This is a genomic window from Streptococcus dentasini, from assembly GCF_053206945.1.
On record NZ_JBRUHS010000002.1, the window covers coordinates 137,894 to 160,428 of the forward strand.

22 protein-coding genes and 1 pseudogene are annotated in these 22,535 nt (G+C 42.4%); 3 read left to right on the forward strand and 20 right to left on the reverse strand.

Annotated features, from left to right (window positions below):
* Window positions 1-167: 167 nt before the first annotated feature.
* From ACVR1G_RS02120 to ACVR1G_RS02195, 16 genes are all read right to left on the reverse strand, one after another.
* Complete coding sequence (locus ACVR1G_RS02120; protein WP_447451571.1) at window positions 168-1,037, reverse strand: DivIVA domain-containing protein; 870 nt, start codon at window positions 1,035-1,037, stop codon at window positions 168-170.
* Window positions 1,038-1,250: 213 nt separating this feature from the next.
* Complete coding sequence (locus ACVR1G_RS02125) at window positions 1,251-2,036, reverse strand: YlmH family RNA-binding protein (RefSeq protein ID WP_447451572.1); 786 nt, start codon at window positions 2,034-2,036, stop codon at window positions 1,251-1,253.
* On the reverse strand, window positions 2,036-2,296 hold the full coding sequence (locus tag ACVR1G_RS02130) for a YggT family protein (protein ID WP_447451573.1): 261 nt from the start codon (window positions 2,294-2,296) through the stop codon (window positions 2,036-2,038). The genes ACVR1G_RS02125 and ACVR1G_RS02130 overlap by 1 nt, the downstream gene beginning before the upstream one ends.
* A 2-nt stretch (window positions 2,297-2,298) precedes the next feature.
* The gene (locus ACVR1G_RS02135; RefSeq protein WP_447451574.1) at window positions 2,299-2,892 is read right to left on the reverse strand and encodes a cell division protein SepF; all 594 of its coding nucleotides are present in this window, start codon (window positions 2,890-2,892) and stop codon (window positions 2,299-2,301) included.
* Window positions 2,893-2,900: 8 nt separating this feature from the next.
* Window positions 2,901-3,575, reverse strand: a complete 675-nt coding sequence (locus ACVR1G_RS02140) for a YggS family pyridoxal phosphate-dependent enzyme (RefSeq protein WP_447451712.1) — start codon at window positions 3,573-3,575, stop codon at window positions 2,901-2,903.
* A 6-nt stretch (window positions 3,576-3,581) separates the two neighbouring features.
* Entirely contained in the window at window positions 3,582-4,880 is a 1,299-nt protein-coding gene (gene ftsZ, locus ACVR1G_RS02145) for a cell division protein FtsZ (RefSeq protein WP_447451575.1), read from the reverse strand.
* 19 nt (window positions 4,881-4,899) lie between these two features.
* The gene (gene ftsA / locus ACVR1G_RS02150) at window positions 4,900-6,291 is read right to left on the reverse strand and encodes a cell division protein FtsA (RefSeq protein WP_447451576.1); all 1,392 of its coding nucleotides are present in this window, start codon (window positions 6,289-6,291) and stop codon (window positions 4,900-4,902) included.
* Between the two features lie 457 nt (window positions 6,292-6,748).
* The gene (locus ACVR1G_RS02155; protein WP_447451577.1) at window positions 6,749-7,441 is read right to left on the reverse strand and encodes a 5'-methylthioadenosine/adenosylhomocysteine nucleosidase; all 693 of its coding nucleotides are present in this window, start codon (window positions 7,439-7,441) and stop codon (window positions 6,749-6,751) included.
* Between the two features lie 8 nt (window positions 7,442-7,449).
* Complete coding sequence (gene macP / locus ACVR1G_RS02160; protein ID WP_447451578.1) at window positions 7,450-7,725, reverse strand: cell wall synthase accessory phosphoprotein MacP; 276 nt, start codon at window positions 7,723-7,725, stop codon at window positions 7,450-7,452.
* 14 nt (window positions 7,726-7,739) lie between these two features.
* Window positions 7,740-8,291 carry an NUDIX domain-containing protein gene (locus tag ACVR1G_RS02165; protein WP_447451579.1) on the reverse strand — a complete coding sequence of 184 codons (552 nt, stop codon included), beginning with the start codon at window positions 8,289-8,291 and terminating at the stop codon, window positions 7,740-7,742.
* Window positions 8,292-8,313: 22 nt separating this feature from the next.
* Complete coding sequence (gene glmU / locus ACVR1G_RS02170) at window positions 8,314-9,699, reverse strand: bifunctional UDP-N-acetylglucosamine diphosphorylase/glucosamine-1-phosphate N-acetyltransferase GlmU (RefSeq protein WP_447451580.1); 1,386 nt, start codon at window positions 9,697-9,699, stop codon at window positions 8,314-8,316.
* A 574-nt stretch (window positions 9,700-10,273) separates the two neighbouring features.
* The gene (locus ACVR1G_RS02175) at window positions 10,274-11,236 is read right to left on the reverse strand and encodes a Gfo/Idh/MocA family protein (protein WP_447451581.1); all 963 of its coding nucleotides are present in this window, start codon (window positions 11,234-11,236) and stop codon (window positions 10,274-10,276) included.
* A 116-nt stretch (window positions 11,237-11,352) separates the two neighbouring features.
* Window positions 11,353-12,006, reverse strand: coding sequence for an SAP domain-containing protein (locus tag ACVR1G_RS02180; protein WP_447451582.1), 654 nt, complete (start codon window positions 12,004-12,006; stop codon window positions 11,353-11,355).
* 230 nt (window positions 12,007-12,236) lie between these two features.
* Window positions 12,237-12,647, reverse strand: coding sequence for a hypothetical protein (locus ACVR1G_RS02185; RefSeq protein WP_447451583.1), 411 nt, complete (start codon window positions 12,645-12,647; stop codon window positions 12,237-12,239).
* Between the two features lie 294 nt (window positions 12,648-12,941).
* Complete coding sequence (metG, locus tag ACVR1G_RS02190; protein ID WP_447451584.1) at window positions 12,942-14,942, reverse strand: methionine--tRNA ligase; 2,001 nt, start codon at window positions 14,940-14,942, stop codon at window positions 12,942-12,944.
* A 448-nt stretch (window positions 14,943-15,390) separates the two neighbouring features.
* A complete protein-coding gene (locus tag ACVR1G_RS02195) occupies window positions 15,391-16,656 on the reverse strand; it encodes a hypothetical protein (protein ID WP_447451585.1) in 1,266 nt (421 codons plus the stop codon).
* A 245-nt stretch (window positions 16,657-16,901) separates the two neighbouring features.
* On the opposite strand from ACVR1G_RS02195, the gene ACVR1G_RS02200 reads away from it, so the two are divergent.
* The 3 genes from ACVR1G_RS02200 to ACVR1G_RS02210 are packed head-to-tail and all read left to right on the forward strand — an operon-like array spanning window position 16,902 to window position 18,754.
* Window positions 16,902-17,033: an SPJ_0845 family protein gene (locus ACVR1G_RS02200; RefSeq protein WP_447451586.1), complete on the forward strand. Its 132-nt coding sequence runs from the start codon at window positions 16,902-16,904 to the stop codon at window positions 17,031-17,033.
* 5 nt (window positions 17,034-17,038) lie between these two features.
* A complete protein-coding gene (locus tag ACVR1G_RS02205; protein ID WP_447451587.1) occupies window positions 17,039-17,941 on the forward strand; it encodes a permease in 903 nt (300 codons plus the stop codon).
* Window positions 17,942-18,754 (forward strand): TIGR03943 family putative permease subunit, encoded by an 813-nt coding sequence (locus tag ACVR1G_RS02210; RefSeq protein ID WP_447451588.1) that lies wholly within the window; start codon window positions 17,942-17,944, stop codon window positions 18,752-18,754.
* A gap of 227 nt (window positions 18,755-18,981) precedes the next feature.
* Here the strand turns inward: ACVR1G_RS02210 and ACVR1G_RS02215 are convergent, their stop codons facing one another.
* The 4 genes and pseudogenes from ACVR1G_RS02215 to ACVR1G_RS02230 all read right to left on the reverse strand — a co-directional run bounded on the left by ACVR1G_RS02215 (window position 18,982) and on the right by ACVR1G_RS02230 (window position 22,472).
* Complete coding sequence (locus ACVR1G_RS02215) at window positions 18,982-19,152, reverse strand: hypothetical protein (RefSeq protein ID WP_447451589.1); 171 nt, start codon at window positions 19,150-19,152, stop codon at window positions 18,982-18,984.
* Window positions 19,153-19,240: 88 nt separating this feature from the next.
* Window positions 19,241-20,587, reverse strand: a pseudogene (gene ftsY / locus ACVR1G_RS02220) (signal recognition particle-docking protein FtsY); the annotation flags it as partial.
* Between the two features lie 268 nt (window positions 20,588-20,855).
* Window positions 20,856-21,674, reverse strand: a complete 819-nt coding sequence (locus ACVR1G_RS02225) for a Cof-type HAD-IIB family hydrolase (protein ID WP_447451590.1) — start codon at window positions 21,672-21,674, stop codon at window positions 20,856-20,858.
* A complete protein-coding gene (locus tag ACVR1G_RS02230) occupies window positions 21,675-22,472 on the reverse strand; it encodes a Cof-type HAD-IIB family hydrolase (RefSeq protein ID WP_447451591.1) in 798 nt (265 codons plus the stop codon).
* Window positions 22,473-22,535 lie beyond the last annotated feature (63 nt).

Sequence of the window (22,535 nt, forward strand, 5' to 3'; positions counted from 1 at the left end):
GGATAAAAGCATCCAGTCCCTCTTGCGATGATAAGGTTATCAACCTTCTGCCTTACTAATTTTATTGGGGCAGAAAAACTGTGAAATGATAACAAGAACGGTTAGGGAATGCAGGACTTGCACCGACACCTGCTCGCTGGAAATATAAGCGCCTTATTGTATTTTCATTAGTCTTGAATATTTAATTTAAAGGTTTGAGCCTCACCGCCAGCTAACTCACTAGCTGACATTTCGGATGTATCCTGAATTGGACTATTTAGATCTGTTTTCGAGTTATTATCATCAGCTGCATCAATAGCGGCTGAAATTTCTCCCAAATCTAATTTTTGTGTTTCTTCAAGGATACGATTGCTCTCTTCAACACGGCGTTGCAATTCAGCCATTTCTGATTCTGTAAATTGACGGGTTGCATCATCAGCAGAGTCAGAATCTGCAGCTGTCTGCACCGTTGTGCCAGCACTCGTTAAGACTTGATTGTCATCTAAAACTTTTTCGACAACTTCCTTGAAGGCTTCATCTGAATTTTGTAGGTAAACTGCTGTCGGTTGCAAGAGGTCATTCCATTCTTGCGAATTGATCATATTCAACTGACCTTCGATGGTGCTAAGCAAGCGTTGGTGGAAAACTCGACTTTGACGTTTCAAAGCTTCTGTCTCAATAGCAACAGCCTTGGCTTCATCAGTTGCATCGCGCAAAATCTTATTAGCACGTGTTTTAGCCTCATCAATCAGTTGATTGGCATCATAGTTCGCTTTACTGAGTAGGTTTGTCGCCTGCGTATTTGCTGAGAATTTAACTTTTTCAGCAGTTTCCTGAGCCAAGATAACAGATTGACTCAGGGATTCCTTCATTTCTTCAAAGTAAACTAATTTTTCTTCAAGGTTTTTCAGTTTTGTGTCTAATTCACGGTTTTTATGAGTTAATTCCTCGAAACCATCAACGATATCGTCGAGAAAGGCATCAACCTCACGTTCATTGTAACCGCGAAATTTAGTATGGAAAGTTTTGTCTTTAATATCGAGTGCTGTAATTGCCATGTCACCCTCCTTATTTATTTTTAATTTTTGCCTACATAAAAATATAAGCTGTCATCCTATAAAACTCGACGGCCAAACTAAGCCAAGCAGGCTTATCTCCCAAACAAGCGAGCTCTGGGCAAACTTGCAAGTACCGCCTTCTATCCTTTTCTATTTTCTAGCTTTTTCGCCTCCCTTTGTCAGGGGTCAGGAAGTCGAAGTAAGCTAATCCCCTTATTTATTGGCGTATTTTTTGATAGACAGCTTATACTTTTGATTCTTGGACAAGCCATTATCACGGTCTAGCTTAAAGCGGCCAAAGCCTCGTACACTGACCAAATCTCCCAATTCCAACAATTCTGCTGGTCTTGTTATAACACCATAATTTAACTTAACCTTCTCTTGCTCGATGAGCTTAGTAGCTTGAGCACGAGATATTTTAAAGACTGACGCAAGCACCTTATCAAGCCTCATACTGGATACTAAGATATCAAGTTCTTTGGCCTTATGCTCCCTGTTCAATAATTGTGAAAAATCCACTTCCTTAATGGTTACTGCCGCTTTGCCAATTTTTTCGACCATCATAAAGTAACCAAGCATAGAATGGTTAACAATAATTTGAGCGCGGCCATCAGCTAAGATAATATCACCAAAAACAGTCCTTTGAATACCTAGTTTATGGATAAAACTTCCCATAATTTGAGAATGAGTCAGATAGTTAAACTTGGTATTGTAACTTATCTCTAAGAGCGCTAGATTGAAGTCTTTTAAATCCAACCGATAATAATCGGGTGCTAAGATAATCTTAGCATACTCAGTCGGATATACATCACTAGATACAAAGTAAGCTATACCTATCTGCCCCAAAACACTGCGAGCGATCTGAACTTGCCTAGGGTCAAGAAAATCCGTCACTTGAAAAACGTAGGTATCCTCAACCCTTTTGGCCAAGTCGAATATCTTATCAATAAAAGTTCTTTCTTCCTTGCGAAAATGCTGGTAAATATCACTTTCTGCCATTACACGAAGAGTATTAGTTGTGCTATAAGCCGATCCAGTAGCTGCAAGAGAAAGAGTACAACTACAATTGTAAAATCAAGACCGGCGAACTGTAGTGGTAAGCGCCGAAAAGGTCTCAGAATCGGTTCAACAAAACTATCTAAAATCCGCCCTAGTTGTGACTCTCGCGCCCCTGGAAACCACGATAGTAGGGCGTAAATAACCAAGACGAGACTTAGGAACTCAATCAAGCGATGACAAACTATAATAATAAAAATCATTGTTAACGACGTTTCATATCATAGTCAAAAGAGACCTCTTGACTAGCATTAGCAAGATTCATCTCCTCGGTATCTACAACAACATCTTTAGGAGTCAGTAGATACATGGATGAACCAACTTTTTGCAAACTACCGTAAAGGACACGGCTTGCACCGTCAATAAAGTCCAAACAGCGGCGGGCTTGTGCTTCTAACATATATTGGAAATCAATTAAGACACATTCGTGCTTGATAAGTAAATCCACAATTTCTTGAGCATCCTCATATTTTCTAGGGAATTTCAAAGCAATTGTAGTTCCACCTGCAGCTGGAATGGATACATCAGCAGGGCGTGACATCGTTCTAACATTATCCTCCTGTGCTGGTCGAGTTTGCGCTTGAGCCTGCGAACGCGGTTGCGACTGAACTGGGCGTTCACGCTGCGGTCGAGTTTGCTGAGGCTGGGCCGCTGACTGTTGCGGACGTGGTGATTGCTGCTGAGGTGAACGCACCGGGCGAGGCCCCTGCGGCGCCTCCTCTTGAGTTTCTTCTACTTCGCTAGCATCATCCGTATCAAAGTAGGAAACGAGTTTATCTAATCTGTCTTTTATAGCCATATTCTCTCCTATTCTTTAAAGAATGATGTTCCGATTCGGACAAATGTTGAACCGTTGCGGATAGCGATTGGGAAGTCCCTGCTCATCCCCATGCTCAAATCATCGAAAGGCATATTCTTTATCTTTCTCTCCTTGAGAACTTGTCTCAACTCATTTGTCTGTCTAAATATACTATCTAATTCTTCTGGACTAGCATCAATGGGTGCCATGGTCATCAAGCCAACAAGCTCAATCCTGTCAAACTCAGCTAGCTGTTCGACAGTTTCTTGCACTTCATCCGGATTAAAGCCATGTTTACTGGGCTCACCCGATACATTCACTTGTAAGAAACACTTGATGGGATGCTCCGCACGCTTTTGAATCTCTGCGGCAAGTTTCACTGAGTCTAAGGCATGAAAATAGTCGACCAAATTAATGACGTCTCTAACCTTGCGCCTTTGCAAGGTACCAATCAGATGCCAAGTGACATCTTTGCCCTTTAGACTCTGATATTTATCAAGAAATTTGTCAACCCGATTCTCAGCAATGTGGTTAACTCCAAGTTCCACTAAGCGTCCAGCGGTCTCAATGTCGACATACTTAGTCACAGCAAGGATTGACACATCACTGGCAGAACGCTGTGCATCATGACAAGCTTGTGCTACTTGCTCGTAAACCGCATTCTTGTTTGCTTGCAAATCCATCATTGCTTAACGATTTTTGAAGAATGGTGGTGTTTCAAGTTCATCATCACCAGTATCAACATCAGATGCTGAGAATGAAGAAACATCAAGCTGACTATCCAGTTCATTTTCTGTCGGGCGACTGATGTTGTCACGACGCAGATCCCAGTCACCAAAGGCTGAGCTTTGGTGGTTAGGCTGGGGCTGACGCGGTGCCGCCTGAGGCATTTCACGACGCTCAGCCATATCGAACTCAAAATTCGATGGGCGGCGTTCAAAACCACCGCTCGGGCTACTTGGTTCTGCCGGATTAGCGCTGCCTTGGCGGAAAACTCGCTGCTGCGATACGCCTGACACTTTTTCAACCTTATCCGGACGGACACCAGTAGCAACGACTGTCACACGAATTTCATCCTTCATGCTTTCATCGATAGCCGTACCAAGCCAGATATTAACACCCTGACCGGCTGCTTGACTAACAATTTCAGAAGCCTCTTCTGCTTCGGTCAAGGTCATGTCCAAACCACCGGTAACGTTGACAATGACATCTTCTGCTCCATCGATAGTTGTTTCCAGTAATGGTGAGTAGATGGCCTTGCGAGAGGCTTCAATAATCCGCTCTTCACCGGACCCAATACCGATCCCCATCAAAGCGTTACCTTTGTTTGCCATAACAGTCTTAACATCAGCAAAGTCAAGATTAATCAAACCAGGACTAGTGATCAAATCTGTGATCCCTTGAACCCCTTGACGAAGCACATTATCTGCTTCACTGAGCGCTTCCAGCAGGGGCGTCTTTTTATCAACGATTTCAAGCAGATTATTATTGGAGATAATTAAGAGAGTGTCAACTTGCTCACGCAGTTCATTGATACCCTCGATAGCAAAATTACCACGTTTATTTCCTTCAAATCCAAAGGGGCGGGTAACAACGGCTACGGTTAGCGCACCGATTCCCTTAGCAATACGGGCAATGACCGGTGCAGCACCTGTACCAGAACCACCGCCCATTCCAGCAGTAATGAAGACCATATCAGCCCCTTGCAGGGCATCGTTAAGCACTTCTTCACTTTCTTCAGCAGCCTTGCGACCAACTTCTGGCTGTCCTCCAGCACCGAGACCACGAGTTAATTTAGGACCAAGCTGAATAACAGTTTCTGCTTTTGATGAACTCAAAGCCTGAATATCAGTGTTGGCGGCGATAAATTCAACACCTGCAACACCCTCTTCAATCATACGGTTAATGGCGTTTCCACCGCCACCACCGACACCTATAACTTTAATGACTGCACCTTGAACAGATGCAGCATCGAATGAAAATGCCATTTTACTTCCTCACTTAAAATTAATCAAACATGCTGCCAAAGATACCGCGAACGCGGTCAGCCATTTTAGGCTTTGGCTTGCTCTCCTGCTGCGGTGCAGACTGTTCTTGAACTGGATCAGGAACTGCGAAATTACCTGCAGGGGCCTGTGGCTGTTGCGGCTGGGCAGCGGGTGTTGGCTGGGGCTGAACCGTTTGAGGCGCTACATTGGGCGTCACAGGAACAACTGGTTTACGTCTCAGCATTTCTTCACCAAGCACTGCACCTTGAGCAATAATGTCAACTTCGCTCATAATACCAACATATTCTACCAAACTGATGACATTGGCAAACATAGGGTTGCGAATTCCAACTTGATTTGGAATATGCAACTTAACTTGGGTACCAAACATTTCTTGAGCCAGCTCAACGACACCTGGTAACATCGCTGCACCACCAACCAAAACGATACCGCCTGGTAGGTCAAGCAGTCGCCCACGTTCTAAATCTTGTTTTACACGGTCAAAAATATGGCGAACACGTGCTGTGATAATCTCGGCTAGATAGCGCTCAGTCACTTCAACCGGCTCATCACTGCCAACACACTCAACTTGAGCTGTTTCTTTATTACTAGCTTCGGCTAGGTTAGCAGTCCCAAAATTAAACTTGAGAGCTTCAGCTGTTTGAATAGAGGTTTGCAGTACCTTAGAAATATCCTTAGTGACAAAATCTCCGCCCTCTGGATAAATATTGGTGTACTGTAGCTCTTGTGCTCTCATAGAGGCAACCGTCGTTTGCCCCCCCCCCATGTCAATCACTGTAGCACCGAACTCACGTTCCCCTTCATTTAGGACAGACTTGGCTAAAGACAGCGGGGTAATAATAATCGTTTCCACAGAAACACCAGCACGTTCAACTGTTGTGCGAAGATTGTGCAAAATGGTGCTTGGACCTGTGTAAATCAAGCCGCGCATCTCTAAGCGGATTCCCATCATGCCACGCGGATCACGAATTCCTTGGAAGCCATCGACGATAAATTCTTCCGGAACCAGCGAAATAACCTCACGTTCCGGTGTAATGCTCTTAGTCAGGGCTGACTGCACTACACGCTCTATATCTTCATCTTTAATCTCTTTTGATTCAGTAATAACTGGAATCATACCTTGGGTAGGCTCAATTTGTAGTAGGTTTGCCGGTAAGCCGACATTAACCTTGTCAATGCTGATTCCTGCTTTTTCCTCTGCCTGCTCAATACCTTCTTTGATAGCATTAGCAGCGGCTTCAATATCAACAATAATCCCGTCTTTCACACCCGAACTTGGTACATTACTGACACCGATGACATTCATCTGGCCGTCAACCCATTCGGCAACCAATACTTTAATCGAGCTTGTTCCTATATCCAAACCTGTAAAAAAGCCATTTCTAGCCATTCACTCGACCTCTCTAACTTTCCGTTCTTATTTACTTATCTAATGACCCTAACCTCATTTAGGCAGAGTTATTCAGAAGGTATTATATCATAAAAAATCCGAAAATGTGCTGATTTTCAATTTTTTGTTATATAATCTTAATTTCTTGTCATGGATAGTTATAATACCCAAAAAAATCAAAATCAATCTAGGTAAAAGCGGCAGATAGCTTAAATTATCTGGGGGTATTGAGAGTGGAAACAATATAAGTTCTGCTTGTGTCCTGAAATACGGTAAAATGAAATCAACAGTCTACCATTTTGATTTTCAAAGAATAAAAATAAAAGAAGATCAAAAGATCCTCTCAAACTGTTAGTTTTTTCGTCAGCCATTACAGCTAGTACAGGGACCCGAAAAAGAAAGCTTCTTTTCTGCAGTTATATCTGCCGGTATATTCTAAAAAGCATTTTCTGAAGAATTAATCGAGCACCTTTAAGAAATCGAGCAATACGGCTGCTGAGTCTTGGCCTGCTTGAACAATAAACTCATCAAAGGTGATATTGGCATCGTGGGCTGCTGTATCACTCATCGCGCGGATAACAATGAAGGGCTTGCCCGCAGCGTGAGCTGCTTGGGCCACCGCTGCCCCTTCCATCTCTACCGCCAAGGTATCAGGAAATTGAGATTTAATTGCCTCAATCTTATCTTGTCCAGCAATAAAGCTATCACTGGTTGTAATTAGCCCCACCTGACTACTCCGGTGGTGATGCCTTAAGACCTGCTCGAAGGTTGCAACAAACTCTGCATCGCTCTCAAAGTAAAGAGGCTGCTGAGACATCTGACCGTAGTCGTAACCGAAGGCGGTCAGGTCTACATCGTGATAGGCCAAACGATCAGCAACAACAACATCACCGATATTAAGTCCTGTTGCTACCGCACCAGCCGAACCAGTATTAATAACCGCATCAACGGCGAAGTGATCTGCTAAAATAGCAACAGCCATAGCTGACATCACCTTACCCACACCTGACTGGACTAAAACAACATCATGCTGACCGAGACTACCAGTATAGTAGGTACTCGATAAGACCTTTTCTTGCTCTTTATGTTTAAGTTTCTCCACCAGAAGCTCTAGCTCCTGCTCCATAGCAGCAATAATTCCAATTTTCATGATATTCCTCAGAGTTTAAAAATGGCGTAAACAAGGATAGCTAAAAGAATAAGAACAATAAGCAAAATCTTGTTTAACTTCGACTGGAAGGCGCCGCGCTTAGCATTTTCAATACGGCGGCTTTTATAGGTAGTATAGCGAGAATCATCATCCCATTCTTCAATATAACCATCTCCCAAATCTGTGAAAACTTGAGTATCTTGACCATCAACATACTCATCATCAAGGCTTTCACCACGATTGGCACGCTTAATCATTTCATCTGTTAACAAGGGCCGTCCCATAAGCAGATTCCTTTCTAGTTATTACTTTCTTTATGCAGGGCAAAGTACTGAAGAGCGATGATTGTTTTAGCATCCTGAATATGGCCAGACTTTACTAGATCCATACACTCCTCATAGTTCAGCTCCAAGAGTTCAAGAAATTCATCGTCATCCTGTGCCCGCGGATTTTCAACAATCTGCAGGTCTTTAGCCAAGTAGAGTTTAATATGTTCATTGCAAAAACCAATGGCTGAATAAAATTGGTAGAGGAGTTCTAACCGACCAGTATAACCCGTTTCTTCTTCTAATTCCCGAAGGGCTGCCGCTGCTTCCTGACCAGCTTCGCCAACTTCTAACTTGCCGGCAGGGATTTCATAAGATACCTGCTCAATAGCCTTGCGGTACTGCTTAACAATGATAATTTTGTCCTCCGGCGTCACAGCCAAGACTGCAACCGCTCCATTATGAAAGACCAATTCACGACCGGCTGTTTGCCCATCTGGCAGCAGCACCTGATCTTTGGCTACTGTAATAATCTGTCCTTCAAAAATTGTTTCGCGGCTAAGAGTTCTCTCTTCAAATTCCATACACTGCCTTCTTTCTGCCAGTCTACCCTTGTTTCTGCGATGGGTGATGCGGTTTTTTGACTGCGTAACCTTCTTTATTGACTTGATGACTACGGGCAATGGCAACACTGTCAGCTGGTACATCTTCATAAATGACAGAACCTGCTGCGCTCAGAGCATTATCACCTAATTCGACAGGGGCAATCAAGGTTGAATTGCTGCCGATAAAAACATTATTACCGATGATCGTTTGATACTTACTTTGACCATCGTAGTTGGCAATGATAGTACCAGCTCCAAAATTAACTTCGCTGCCCACCTCTGCGTTGCCAATATAGGTCAGGTGCCCCGCCTTAACTTCTTTACCCAAGGTCGATGCCTTAACTTCAACAAAATTACCAACATGAGCTCCCTCTTTAAGGCAAGAGTCGGGGCGCAGATGGGCATAAGGACCGACGGTAACACCAGACTCAACAGTGGACTGCTCAATCATAGAGTTGGTGATAATGGCATCAGGACCAATCTGTGAATCCACGATGTAGGTACCATTTGTAAGGACAGCTCGACTACCAATTTTCGTCTGACCTTTGAGGGTGATGTTAGCTTCAACAGTCACCTCTGGGGCAATTTCGACATCAACTTCAACATAGGTAGTCTCTGGATCTTGAAAGGTCACTCCATTGACCATATGCTGATGATTGATTCGACGCCGCATAATGTTCTCAGCTGTAGCCAGAGCAACACGGTCATTAACGCCTAAACTTTCATCAAAATCGCGCAGAGTAAAGGCACCTACCTTTTCACCGCTCTGGCGAAAAACGGAAATAACATCCGTAAGGTAGTACTCTCCTTGAGCATTATCAGTATTAATACTTTTGAGCGCTTCAAAAAGACGCTTATTGTCAAATACATAGGTACCTGTATTAATCTCCTTGACCTGCTGCTCAAATTCAGTGGCATCCTTTTGCTCGACAATCTTGGTGACTTCCCCATTTTGATTACGGATAATACGGCCGTAGCCAAAGGGGTTGTCTGCCGTTGCAGTTAGGATCGTAGCCACATTCTTATGATTAACGTGAAAATCAATCAACTCTTGGAGACTTTCTCCAGTAATCAAAGGGGTATCCCCTGCAATTACTAAGGTTTGACCTTCCAAATTCGATAATTCAGCCTGAGCCATCATGACTGCGTGTCCTGTTCCAAGCTGCTCGGTCTGGAGAGCAAACTGAGACTTATCTTTTAAGACTTCCTCCACCATATCTGCTTTGTGACCGATAACCGTTACATTCTTAGCTGGTGAAATTGCAGAGACACTTCTAAAGACATGCTCTAACATGGTAATTCCAGCAACCTTGTGAAGTACCTTAGGCAGGTCCGATTTCATACGAGTTCCTTTACCTGCTGCCAGAATTATTGCATAGTTTGTCATGATTTTCTTCCTTTCAATAAGACAGAGCTTTTCGGCTTTTTGTACTCTTATTCATACAGTTTCATTTAATCGCTACTAGTCTATCATATTTTCGGCTAATTTCCTAGTTTGCCCCAGCTAGAGAGGCTAGCAAAAAGAAGAGAGTGGGGCTCAATCAGTAATCGTGGTAAAATGACGATTTTGATTTTCCTCGCTCTCTTATTTTAAGGCTCAGGCCTCTGCCACTTTCCTATTTTTAGGCGGCAGGATTTGGTAGTCTATCCCCAGACTGCCAAACTCCACTGGAGCATTTTGACACTTGCTTTACAAGATTTATTTCTCAATTAAAAAGGTCTAGTAGACCTTTTTAACCCACCTCCGCATAGCTCAAAAGGTCTGGGAGACCTTTTGAGGTTGGAAATGAGATGAACAGCAAGTTCATCACAAAAGGTCCGGGGGACCTTTGGAGGTTGGGGATAAGATGAACAAAGTTCATAGAATTGCAAATAAATAAGGCTGAGACCTTTTGTCTCAACCTCTTCCCAAATAGCTATCTTATTTCTAAGCAGCTGCTTCCCTTTAAGAGGGTTCCTGTTTACATAAATGCTGCGGCCTGATCCAAAACATCCATCACTGCTTGACTATGTTTAAGAGCACGGTGAGCTGCGACAAAATCACGATTGCGGATCATCTTTTCAAAAGCTAGGAATTCTTGATACATCCGGTGGTGGGGATCAGTCTGTGTGATGTCTTGCGGTTCTTGACCGTTGAGGGTTAGGAGCACTTTGGGCATGCTGTTGGTAGGACCGATCAGGCTTATATTCCCCTTGGTTCCTTGAATAGTCGTTCGAATATCTGCTGTACAATCCTTGGCTCCGATGCTGACTGCCTTAAATTGATCAAAATCAAGAGCCAGCATACCAGAAGTATCTACTCCTCGCTCAATATTTGGCAGGTAGTGGACTGTCTTAGGTTTACCAAAGAGGCCAACTAAAAGGTGGAGATTATAGATATTCAAATCGCGCAGCGCTCCGCCGCCCATTTCGGGATTAAAGGCAGGCGCAATCTCCCCGCGCTTGAAAGCATCATAACGTGATGAGTATTGAGAATAATTGCATTCAACTATTTTAATCTCACCCAGCTGCTCTAGGTTACTTTTGATAATGCTAAAATTATCCAAATATTGGTTGGTGATAGCTTCTAGTAAAAAGAGATGGTACTTCTGAGCAATGGCCGATAAATCGACCAATTCTGAAGCTTTCATTGTAAAGGGTTTCTCACAAATAACATGCTTCCCAGCTAAGAGTGCTTCTTTGGCATAATCATAATGGGTATGGTTGGGCGTACCGATATAGATGGTATCAACATCAGGGTTATTCAGAATTTCTTGATAATTACTAGTTGCTTGCGACAAACCATAGGCTTGGGTTAGTGCTTCTGCTTTCGCGATGGAGCGCGGTGTTGACAGAATTGATACTAGGTCAATTCCTTTAAGTGTTTGTAAGACTGGCAAAACTTCTTTAACAATCATACCAGTTCCTAACAGTGCTAATTTCATCTGCTTCCTCCAATATAGAATGATTATCATGAACATGAATAATTGTAGTGTTGGAAAATAGTAAAGCTAACGATTTACTAAGCTAAGAAAGACAGTGTCAACATAGAAAACCTAGTTTAGTTGCTTTTTTTCGATTTCAAATAAGGGACAAGCCTAAACTCATTTTCTAACAACAACTGAGGTGTATATACTTTCTCGCACTGAGAATCTCGCACGAGACGCCACAAAATAGCAGCTACAGTCAGGGGAGATTGGTATTTCTTAGATTTCGGATCCCTTCTAAAATCCCTGACAAACTGATTCCACTGATATGTTTTTTCCTCTGGCTGTCCAGATGAAAGGGAAGTGGGATTTTCCAAAACAGCGATTAAATCCGCTACGGTGGCTTCCCTATCGTGACTCGCCTGAACGTCTCTCATTTTGACGGCCATAGCCTTTTTAAAGGAAAATTTTTCAAGGCCAAAGTAAGTGGCAAAAAACTGGCGAGCTTGATTATTCAATCTAAAACCGCTGCCTAAAAGCTTGGTGCCCAATGTGATTTGATCAGCCCTTAAACTTGTCTTTGATGTTGGTGGTTGCCGCACTGCTTTAATATCTTCAGGAGATTGACCATCAAGAAAACGGCCAAGATAGTCAGTCAACTCCGACTTAGTCCCATAGGACGGCAGGTGGTAGCGGCGGCAAATCGTCTCTAGTTCTGCCTTATACCAGTAGTATGATTGAAATTGCTCTCTTGATAATTCTGGACTAAAATCTGGTCTTTCTGCCATCTTTTTACCTCTCTTGTGTTTAGGCTAAAGTTACTCTCAAAATACAAGTATATGATAGGGCTTCTCAAGTCTCAATGATATTGACCGAAAACTTTGTCCCCTGTTATATAGTAAAGAGAGACTGGGGCTAAAATTTTCAGTCATAAGGCTCTCACTAGTGGTGTCACCTCATGATTGTCTAGTCCGTCACCGTTTGCCGATTATCAGCCATCGGGCAGGGCAAATGGGGCTCATTTGTCCTCTGCCAGTGTCATATACTTTTGAATATACTGATCGTAATCTGGTCTTTCAGATTTACTCATCACAAGGTAGACATCACCCTTTAATTCTTCCTTGCCATCGGTATGCAGTAAAATTGCAGTCTTGTTGTCTTTTTCAGGAAAAAAGACTGTAAAAGACCTCCCTTCAGATTCAAAGGTAATATAGCGGCTGCCATTATTGTTTCCGCGGCCAGTGTATTTATAATCAACGGTAGTGCCGGCTATACTTATTGTCCTATTCTTAACGACCATGACACTTTTTTCTCCGGCTTCATTTTGGGTATGCCATTTACCTTTGAAATCCGCCCTTTTAATACCACAGCCAGCCATTAGTAACAAAACAGCACCTAAAAGTATAGCTAATACCATTTTCTTTTTCATTGTTTTCTCCTAAAAGATTATTAATATTCGAAGTACACTTATTATAACACAAACGGTATAGCTTTAAGAGAAGGATAAGTTTTCTTTAGGAGCCCCGTTCATCTTTTGAGAGAGGTCAGAATAAACTCCTATGTTAACTTCGTCATCCTTGCCTGTCTCTCTTCTTTAGAGTTCTTGGTAATTTTATTTTAAGGAGGAAACTTTCACTATCGGTTAGGTAAATAAATGATTTTTAATGTAGCTAAAATTGCATAAAAACTTCGGCTACTTACTCTAGGTAACCGAAGCTTTTTATCATCCAATTATTGAGCCGTTGGGTACTGATTCATCAACTGTCAAAAGAGTCAGCTTATCATCGTGTTCGGCAGAGAGAATCATGCCTTGGCTAACCAAGCCCATCATCTTACGCGGCTTGAGGTTGGCAACGATTTGGACTTTCTTTCCAAGCAGTTCTTGTTCATTTGGATAGTATTTAGCGATACCAGAGAGAATTTGACGGTTCTCCCCATCACCAGCATCCAAGCGGAACTTGAGGAGCTTGTCAGAGCCTTCCACTTTTGATACTTCCTTGACCTCAGCTACGCGGATTTCAACTTTGTCAAAATCTTCAAATTTAACTGCTTTCTTTTCGTTTTTCAGTTCAACTTTGCTGGGATCCCACTCGCTTTCTTCTTGAGAAACGGCAGAGCTATCACCCATTTGCTCTTTGATATAGGCGATTTCCTCGTCCATATCCAGACGTGGGAAGATGGGTGTGCCTTTGGTTACCACCTTGACACCTGCTGGCAATCCTGCAAGTTCAAGGTGCTCTAGGTCAAATTGGCCAGCCAAACCGAGCTGCTCCATAATAGCGTCTGAGGTGGTCATCATAAACGGTTGAATGAGATGAGCTACCACGCGCAGGCTGGCTGCCAAGTGGGCCATAACTGCCGCTAATTCATCACGTTTGGCATCATCTTTAGCCAATACCCAAGGAGTCGTTTCGTCGATATACTTATTGGTGCGAGAAATAATATTCCAAACCGCTTCAAGCGCACGCGGATAATCCACAGCATTCATTTGCTTGTGGTACTCTGCCAAGTTTTCAGCGACAACTGCTGCCAAATCAGCATCAAAGGCTGTCACATTTTCCACGTAAGCAGGAATTTCACCACCGAAATACTTGTTAATCATGGCCACCGTACGGTTAAGCAGATTTCCAAGGTCATTAGCAAGTTCATAGTTGATACGGCCAACATAGTCTTCTGGCGTGAAAGTACCGTCAGAACCAACTGGCAATGAACGCATGAGATAATAGCGAAGCGGATCAAGTCCATAGCGTTCTACCAGCATTTCTGGATAAACGACATTGCCCTTAGATTTAGACATCTTACCATCTTTCATGACAAACCAGCCGTGAGCAATGAGACGCTCAGGCAATTTCATATCCAGCATCATGAGCATGATTGGCCAGTAGATAGAGTGGAAGCGCAAGATGTCTTTTCCAACCATGTGAAAAACGGTACCATTCCAAAATTTATCAAAGTTAGCGTGTTCTTCCTGACCGTAACCAAGGGCTGTCGCATAGTTAAGCAAAGCATCAATCCAGACATAAACAACGTGTTTAGGATTCGATGGTACTTTAACCCCCCATGTAAAGGAAGTGCGTGATACAGCCAAATCTTCCAAACCAGGTTCGATGAAGTTTTTGATGATTTCATTCATGCGGCCGTCCGGCTGGATAAAATCAGGATGGGCATGGAAAAAGTCTACCAAGCGATCTGCATATTTGCTCAAACGCAAGAAATAAGATTCTTCTGACACCCATTCTACCTCGTGCCCTGACGGTGCAATTCCTCCAATGACCTCACCATCTTCATCATGGAAGACTTCTTCCAATTGGCTTTCCGTGAAAAACTCCTCGTCAGAGACAGAGTACCAGCCAGAATACTCACCCAAGTAAATATCGTCCTGTGCCAGCAATTTTTCAAAAACATCAGCCACAACCTTTTCATGATAATCATCAGTCGTGCGGATAAACTTGTCGTAAGAGATATCAAGGAGTTTCCAGAGTTCCTTGACCCCTACTGCCATGCCATCTACATATGCCTGAGGCGTGATGCCAGCTTCTTTGGCCTTTTGCTGAATCTTTTGGCCGTGCTCATCAAGACCAGTCAAATAGAAGACATCGTAGTTCATCATGCGTTTGTAACGAGCCAAAACATCACAGGCAATAGTCGTATAGGCTGAGCCGATATGCAATTTCCCTGATGGATAGTAAATAGGGGTGGTTATATAAAATGTTTTATCAGACATGTGACTTCCTTTCAATCGCTGAGGGGGCATAGAAACCATTACTCAGCTGGCCTCGGCAAGGCCTATTTAATCAGAATCCCGAAATCATTTGACTTCGCAACAGTTTATTATACCACAAAAGTAAGCTTGAAAAAAGAAGCGCTAAGCTAGAGAATTTCCGGGAAATTATCAGCTTGGCGCCTTTCTTTTCTGCACACTACTTAAAGAGTATTAGTTTTACAATCACTGTATACACAGCATTTACAAGCGACAGCAGCAAAACTTTATTCAGCTAAAGGATTTCTAGCTGTATCTAATTACCAGACTGAGCTTTTAATTCAATTATAATAGCTCCAATTTTTTAGCTTGGCTAATTGCTCCTGAGTGGACTTAGGGTTCTTGACTACCGTAAAAAGATTGATCTATTCTCGCTGATTCATCTATCTTTCTTAAAATTATTAGCTGTTCCTTATTTTATATGGTAGTTTTTCTCAAATTTTTGGCGAATATTTTGAAAGGTCTTGGTTAATTTTTTTGCCTTACTGCTGCTTAACCGCCTATAGACTGCCTTAGAGATAGTCCGGCCGTTCTTATCCTGAGTCGTAATGGTGAGAGTATTGTCTTTTTTCTTATAGTGACGAGTGTAATCATAAGTATCTGTTATACTATCAATATCATCATTGACATTAGCAGTATCTAAATAATCATAGTAGCCCTTCAATTCAGTCTTCAGTATATTGGAAACTTTTTGACGATAGGCCTTGGCTGAGGATGGGATTTCGACCTTCTTATCCCACTGATTCACTCGGTAAGCGTTATCTAGGTAACTGCCCAGCGAAAGATAGGGGCGCGATGGATAGTCATTGTCATAATAGTAAGAATCTTCCTGAAAGCTTTTATCGGCATCAACAGTGATAAAATCAACATAGGTATAGTCACTATCCTCATACTGCTTGAGAACATTCATCCAGCTGCCCTCTTCCTTATTATAATAATCCCACTTAGTCAGCTGCCAGGTTCCTTGGATATTACCGGAATCATTGCGCCACCAAGCATAACTGCCTAAACCAGCCAAACCTAGAAAAATCAAGGCCACAAGAGCTGCGAGAACTTTAGGCCACTTGGCCTTTTTCTGAGCTTGACTGACAGATTGCCCTTGCTGCCTAAAGGGCTGCTGATCTTGTGCGGTCGCTGCCTGAACAGATGAAGCATTTACAGGTTGTGTAGGCTGAGCGGCTGTATTCGGAGCCCTGTGCACACCGCCAAAGCTCGCCCTGCGAATGGGTTGTCCAGATGGATTAGCTGCTGCCTGCTGTGAAGCATTGGGAACCGTCTGCTTAGGATTTTGAGGGGACTGCCGATGGCTAGAGGTCTGCTGGTTAAGCGAAGATGATTCCCCTTGGTAGGCCTCCTGCTGTTTGCTAGCAGAAGGAGACTTCATCTGACCTTGACCAGCCTGTGTAGTTTTGGTACTTTTCTTCGCTTTAGCAGAAACTTCCTTGCGGCTCGCCGTCTGCGATTGCTGATGTTGTTCAGACTGCCAAGCAGGCTCGTCTACTGGCGGTCTAGAAAAAACTGCACCCTTCTTTTGCCCCTTAGCGGCTGCATCTTTAGCAGGCTGCTGATTCTTACCATTAGCTATGACTCCTGCCTTGGCGGCCGCTACAAGTTCGTCCTTAGTTGGTTTTCGGCCATTGACTGACTGAAAAAGCTCTATCCATTCTTTTTGATTCATAACTCACTCATACCTTACTTATTTGATTACCGTCTATTATATCATAGAAAAATTTTGCGTTATAGTTTTGATTTAGGTTTTTCTTTAAAGCCCTTAGTGAATAATGATAGAGACTGCTTACTTACAACAGTGGCATAAATCCCTATAAGTTGTCGTGATTTTAGTGCAAAGCGGCTATGTGATTTTAAACAGACTTTCACAGGTATTTTATAGTATAATGGAGTCTAAGAATATGGAGGTAAGTTATGGCTATTCAATATAAAAAAACAGATGAGCTCGAAAAAATGCTAGGGGACTTCGCATCCTTCCCTGATTTTGAAGGCGGCGATGACCCTAAATCCAAGCAAAAGCAAGATAAACAGGCGGATAAGAAGTAAATCTTATGGCTATTTTTCAGAACTTACCAGACAGTGTCCTTCAATGGTTGGCCATCTTTTTGTCCATTATCATTGAGGCACTGCCTTTTGTCCTTTTAGGATCCATTTTGTCAGGTTTTATTGAAGTCTACCTGACACCGGAGCGGGTTAATAAGTATCTCCCAAAACAGAAATTTTTGAAAATTCTTTTTGGGACTTTCATTGGTTTCATTTTCCCATCCTGTGAGTGCGGAATTGTCCCTATCATCACCCGTTTCTTGGAAAAGAAGGTTCCCAGCTATACAGCCGTTCCTTTTCTGACAACGGCTCCCATTATTAATCCCATCGTCCTCTTTGCTACCTATTCAGCTTTTGGAAACTCTTTTTATATCTTAAGTTTACGCCTGTTAGGAGCAGTCATCGTGGCGGTCAGTCTGGGAATCTTGCTTGGTTTTTTTGTTGATGATAAAATTTTGAAGGATAACTTTGTTGGTCATGAGCAGGAGGACTTTAGTCAGTTAGGATTCGGACAGAAAATTTTTCGGGCTTTAGCACATGCTGTTGACGAGTTTTTTGACACTGGCCGCTACCTCATCTTTGGCAGCTTGGTCGCTTCCAGCATGCAGATTTACATCCCAACCCGATTGTTGCATACCGTAGGCAGCACACCGCTTCTAGCTATTCTCGTTATGATGTTGATGGCTTTTATTCTATCTCTGTGCAGCGAAGCGGATGCTTTTATTGGCGCCAGTCTCCTGTCAACCTTTGGAGTCGAACCTGTCTTAGCCTTTTTACTCATTGGACCTATGGTAGACATTAAAAATCTTATGATGATGGTCAAATCTTTCAAGACCAGATTTATCGGACAATTTATCGGCGTATCCAGCATTGTGATTATTCTGTATTGCTTATTTGTGGGGGTGATATAAATGATTCGCTTTTTAATCTTAGCCGGTTATTTTGAGTTAACCATGTATTTGCAACTCTCCGGCAAGCTCAATCAGTATATCAATGTTCACTACTCCTATTTGGCCTATCTCTCTATGGTACTCTCTTTTATCCTAGCCATTGTGCAGTTGGTCATTTGGATGAAAAATATGAGACTGCACAGTCATTTGAAGGGGTACTGGGCCAAGTTAACCAGTCCTGTTATACTAGTCTTCCCCGTTGCTGTCGGTCTGTTGGTGCCGACTGTAACTCTCAATTCAACGACCGTATCAGCTAAGGGATATAGCTTCCCTCTGGCGGCTGGCTCGTCTAGAGGAACTAGTGCAGACGGTACTACTGTCCAATATCTGAAACCTGATACGTCAGCCTATTTTACATCCTCAGCTTACGAGGCTGAGATGCAAAAAGAAATACAGCCTTATCTGAAAACAGATGAAATTACGATTACAACTGAGAATTATATGGAAGTCATGGAACTGATTTATCTTTATCCTGATAAATTTGTCGGTAAAAGTGTTCGCTATACTGGTTTTATTTACAATGATCAAAACCAAAAAGATTATCAGTTCCTTTTTCGCTTTGGTATTATTCATTGTATTGCTGACTCTGGTGTTTATGGCCTTTCAACAACTGGTAGTTCCCAACACTTTGCCAACAACACTTGGGTTGAGGCCAAAGGAACAATCCGTATCGAGTATAATCAGACCCTCCAGCAAAGTCTGCCAATTCTAAACATTGAGGACTGTAAAGAAGTTTCTAAGCCAGAAAATCCTTATGTCTACCGTGTTTTTTGAAGAAGCCGGTATCCTATGATATTTTAGTATTAAAATATCATAAAATAACATTTCAAGAGTAAAAAATAACATTTTAGGATTTTCCTATCGTCATATTTTAGTATTTCGCTATACTATTAGTAGGTGTAACATTTATAAATTATAGACTAGGTTACTTTTATTTTTTTCCAATGTAATCATTCTTTCCTAATTTGACCTTTAAGAGTAATCTAAACTAATAATAAATATTACATCCTAACTACTACTTCTTTACTGTCTCGCTTCTCCAATGAGGCAGTAAAAAAGGTCTGCTTTAAAGGCAGACTTTTTTTATACTTATCACTGGCCTGATACCGAAAGATAAGAATGCGGAATTTTGCTGTGACATCTTCTGAAATTAAGGTCAGCGTACGTAGCACTGCGCCAGTTAGAGCCAGATGACAAGACCGAGAAAAAAACGACTGAGTTTAATATAATAAAAGCAGTCGTTTTTTTCGTATCATCTTATTAAAGTAAGCCTTCTAGAAGTCCCTGCATGAATTCTTCTGAGTGGAACTCCCCAATGTCATCAATCTTCTCACCAAATCCAATAAATTTAACTGGAATATCTAGCTCTTCACGAATAGCTAGGACAACACCTCCCTTAGCTGTACCGTCAATTTTCGTTAGAACCAAACCAGTTAGAGGGGTAATTTTTGAGAATTCCTTGGCTTGGCTAAGGGCATTCTGTCCTGTTGAAGCATCAAGAGCTAGAAGGGTCTCATGCGGTGCCTCAGGAATAACACGCTTAATAATACGGCCAATTTTTTCTAACTCAGCCATGAGATTATCCTTGTTTTGTAAGCGGCCAGCGGTATCAATCATTAGGATATCAGCTCTTTCCATGACAGCCTTCTGTACCCCATCAAAGACAACACTGGCTGGGTCAGCTTTTTCGGGACCAGTGATAACGGGAACATCAACACGACGCCCCCATTCAACTAACTGAGCGACAGCACCTGCACGAAAAGTGTCAGCTGCGACTAGCATAACCTTTTTGCCCTCTTGTTTATATTTATAGGCTAGTTTGCCGATAGAAGTGGTTTTACCAACCCCATTGACACCAACAAAGAGCATAACCGTTAGATCTTCCTGAAAGTTGATGGCTTCATTGAATTGCCCATCTTTTTCATAAATATCAACTAATTTTTCAATGACGACACGACGGACATCTTCTGACTTTTTCGCGTTTTCCAACTTCACTTCATAACGCAACTCCTCGGTCAAGTTGGTTGCTACCTGTACTCCTACATCTGAAAGAATCAGGAGTTCCTCTAAGTCCTCAAAGAAATCCTCGTCAACGCGGCGAAAGTTCGCAAAGAAAGCATTGAGACGAGCACCAAAGCCAGTTCGTGTTTTCTTGAGGCTGCGATTGTACTTTTCTTGCTCACTTTCCTGACTAATTGATGAGGGAGAAGGTACTGATTGATTGGGGGGAGAAGTAACTTCCTCAGAGACCTGAGCGGCATCTTGGGTAGATTCTCCTGCTTGATGTGGATCAACTACTGTTTCCTGAAAATCAATGTTATCCGCTAGCTGATCGCTCACTCTATTACTATCGGCCACCGGCGAGACAGCTTCATCTTCTTCAAGGGAAGGCTGAAGATCAAGGGGGTTCGTCTCTTCCTGATTCGACAGAGTACTAAATCTCTCATCTTTACCCCCATCTTCACTGCCTTGATCTTCTAGCTCTGCCAAAGCTTCGGAGGTGGCAGCGGTATTTTCAGACAACAGCTCGTTGTCTTGAGCTAGTGAAGATTTCAAGGCATTGTAGTCTGCCATAAAGTTTTCGGAACTCAAAACATCCTCAACCCAGTTTGGATCCACATTTTGGCTTTCATCCTGGGGAAGTTGGGTTAAAGCAGACTCATCTTCCACTTGAAGCTTTTCTCCAACCTCAGAGAACTGTGAGCTGTCGGACCTGGTTGTTGTCTCTTTGGCCTCAGAAGAATACAGGGGTGCTTGAGAAGAAGCTGTTCCCACTTGCTCTAAGGATTCAGACACTTCCGTCGAGGCATAACTATCCTCTTGCCTGTCTTTTTTTCTGCCAAATAGTCGATCAAATAATCCCATAAATATCTCCTTATTTCTTTAAAATATACTGGTCAATGGCTTCTGCTACACCAGATTCTTCATTTGTTCTTCTTGTGACGACATTAGCTGTCTCCTTAACTTTAGAAATACCGTTAGCCATAGCAACACCTAAGCCTGCCCAAGCTAACATAGATAAGTCGTTTTCTTCATCACCAACAGCCATGACTTGCCTGCGATCTAAATTGAGAAAATCGCAGAGTAGCTGCAGGCCTACCGCTTTATGAACACCCTTGGGCATAATTTCGAGGATGATATCTCGCGATTTGAAAACTTCATAGCTGTGAGAGAGTGATACTGGTAACTTGGCAATTTGCTGATCCAGATAATCGCTATCACACACGGTCACTATTTTATTATAAACGATGTCTCTAGGCAAGGCAGACAAGCCTGAAATTTCCACAAAGGTTAAGAGGGGATTAGCTTTGTGGTACTGAGATTTATGCCCTTGGCTGGGGATGCTGTAAACAAGGCCGTCACTGAGAATGTCTACGGGAAGACCGAGTGGCTCTAGGATGCTATGAATTTTTTCAACATCTGTAAATGCTAATTCATGCTTAGCTAAAATATCACCTGTATTACGCTGAACTAGCCCGCCGTTGAAGGTGATACTATAATCATCTGAATTAATTAGCCCTAGTTCTTCTAGGAGATTACCAATGGCAGGGAGAGGGCGACCCGTAGTAATCACAACCTTTATCCCTTGCAGATGTGCTTCTCTTAAGGCTCTGCGATTTTCAGAGCTGATTTCCTTCTTGCTGTTGAATAGGGTACCATCCAAGTCCAAAGCTAATAGTTTAATATCCGACATTTATTTGACTAATCCTTCCATATAAGCAATAACCGATTCATCATTGCAGTGACCAATAATAGTATTGGAGATGGCTTTGATTTCCTGACGGGCATTCGCTGGAGCAATGGCTGTTCCAGCATATGCCATCATTTGGTAATCATTCATATTGTCACCAAAAGCCAAAACCTGCTCTGCCTGTAAGCCTAACTGCTGGCACATCGCCCTCAGACCTGTTGACTTATCAACATTAGAAAGAACGATATCCAGAGACTGGAAACCTGTTGTCATAGCAGTTGCGCCGTGCAAAGTTTCATTGAGCCAAGCTTCACGCTCATGGATTGTTTTTTCTGTAAAATTGACTGTAATTTTGAAAATATCATCATCAAGAGCAGAGAAATCCGACACACGTTGAACATTTTCATAATAGTATTTGGCAAAGGTAACATATCTATTAGGCGCTTTCTCAGACGTATAAGCCCCCTTGCGGCCCGATAAAAGAAAGCCACTTAGGTCAGGGAGTTTTTCAATCAGTTGAATAATAGCAAGATAGAAATCCTTATCCATCTGAGCTTCGAATAGAATCTCATCTTGATACTGAACAAAGGAGCCATTTTCAGCTACAAAGGCGATGTCCTTTTCAAATCCTTCAAAAACCTTTTCTAAGGCCAACATGGCACGTCCACTGGCTACAGTAAAAAGAATATTTTGTTCTCTAAATTTTGGTAACAGGCGGTGCAGACGCTCTTTATCAAATCCTCGATCGTCCCGCAAAAAGGTCCCATCCATATCTGTTGCAACTAATTTAAAATCTGGCACAATACTCTCCTATTTTAAGAATTACTTATAGTTATTGTAGCAGAATTTCTAGGTTTTTTCTGA

Coding starts and splice junctions, on each gene's coding strand:
- ACVR1G_RS02140 (WP_447451712.1), bottom strand. CDS start 3,575: ATGGATTTGCAAGCAAACAAGAATGCGGTTTACGAGCAAGTAGCACAA.
- ACVR1G_RS02200 (WP_447451586.1), top strand. CDS start 16,902: ATGGCTATTCAATATAAAAAAACAGATGAGCTCGAAAAAATGCTAGGG.
- ACVR1G_RS02120 (WP_447451571.1), bottom strand. CDS start 1,037: ATGGCAATTACAGCACTCGATATTAAAGACAAAACTTTCCATACTAAA.
- ACVR1G_RS02155 (WP_447451577.1), bottom strand. CDS start 7,441: ATGAAAATTGGAATTATTGCTGCTATGGAGCAGGAGCTAGAGCTTCTG.
- ACVR1G_RS02130 (WP_447451573.1), bottom strand. CDS start 2,296: ATGATTTTTATTATTATAGTTTGTCATCGCTTGATTGAGTTCCTAAGT.
- ACVR1G_RS02135 (WP_447451574.1), bottom strand. CDS start 2,892: ATGGCTATAAAAGACAGATTAGATAAACTCGTTTCCTACTTTGATACG.
- ACVR1G_RS02180 (WP_447451582.1), bottom strand. CDS start 12,006: ATGGCAGAAAGACCAGATTTTAGTCCAGAATTATCAAGAGAGCAATTT.
- ACVR1G_RS02125 (WP_447451572.1), bottom strand. CDS start 2,036: ATGGCAGAAAGTGATATTTACCAGCATTTTCGCAAGGAAGAAAGAACT.
- metG (WP_447451584.1), bottom strand. CDS start 14,942: ATGTCTGATAAAACATTTTATATAACCACCCCTATTTACTATCCATCA.
- ACVR1G_RS02210 (WP_447451588.1), top strand. CDS start 17,942: ATGATTCGCTTTTTAATCTTAGCCGGTTATTTTGAGTTAACCATGTAT.
- ACVR1G_RS02175 (WP_447451581.1), bottom strand. CDS start 11,236: ATGAAATTAGCACTGTTAGGAACTGGTATGATTGTTAAAGAAGTTTTG.
- glmU (WP_447451580.1), bottom strand. CDS start 9,699: ATGACAAACTATGCAATAATTCTGGCAGCAGGTAAAGGAACTCGTATG.
- ACVR1G_RS02165 (WP_447451579.1), bottom strand. CDS start 8,291: ATGGAATTTGAAGAGAGAACTCTTAGCCGCGAAACAATTTTTGAAGGA.
- ftsA (WP_447451576.1), bottom strand. CDS start 6,291: ATGGCTAGAAATGGCTTTTTTACAGGTTTGGATATAGGAACAAGCTCG.
- ACVR1G_RS02195 (WP_447451585.1), bottom strand. CDS start 16,656: ATGAATCAAAAAGAATGGATAGAGCTTTTTCAGTCAGTCAATGGCCGA.
- ACVR1G_RS02225 (WP_447451590.1), bottom strand. CDS start 21,674: ATGTCGGATATTAAACTATTAGCTTTGGACTTGGATGGTACCCTATTC.
- ACVR1G_RS02185 (WP_447451583.1), bottom strand. CDS start 12,647: ATGAAAAAGAAAATGGTATTAGCTATACTTTTAGGTGCTGTTTTGTTA.
- ftsZ (WP_447451575.1), bottom strand. CDS start 4,880: ATGGCATTTTCATTCGATGCTGCATCTGTTCAAGGTGCAGTCATTAAA.
- ACVR1G_RS02205 (WP_447451587.1), top strand. CDS start 17,039: ATGGCTATTTTTCAGAACTTACCAGACAGTGTCCTTCAATGGTTGGCC.
- macP (WP_447451578.1), bottom strand. CDS start 7,725: ATGGGACGGCCCTTGTTAACAGATGAAATGATTAAGCGTGCCAATCGT.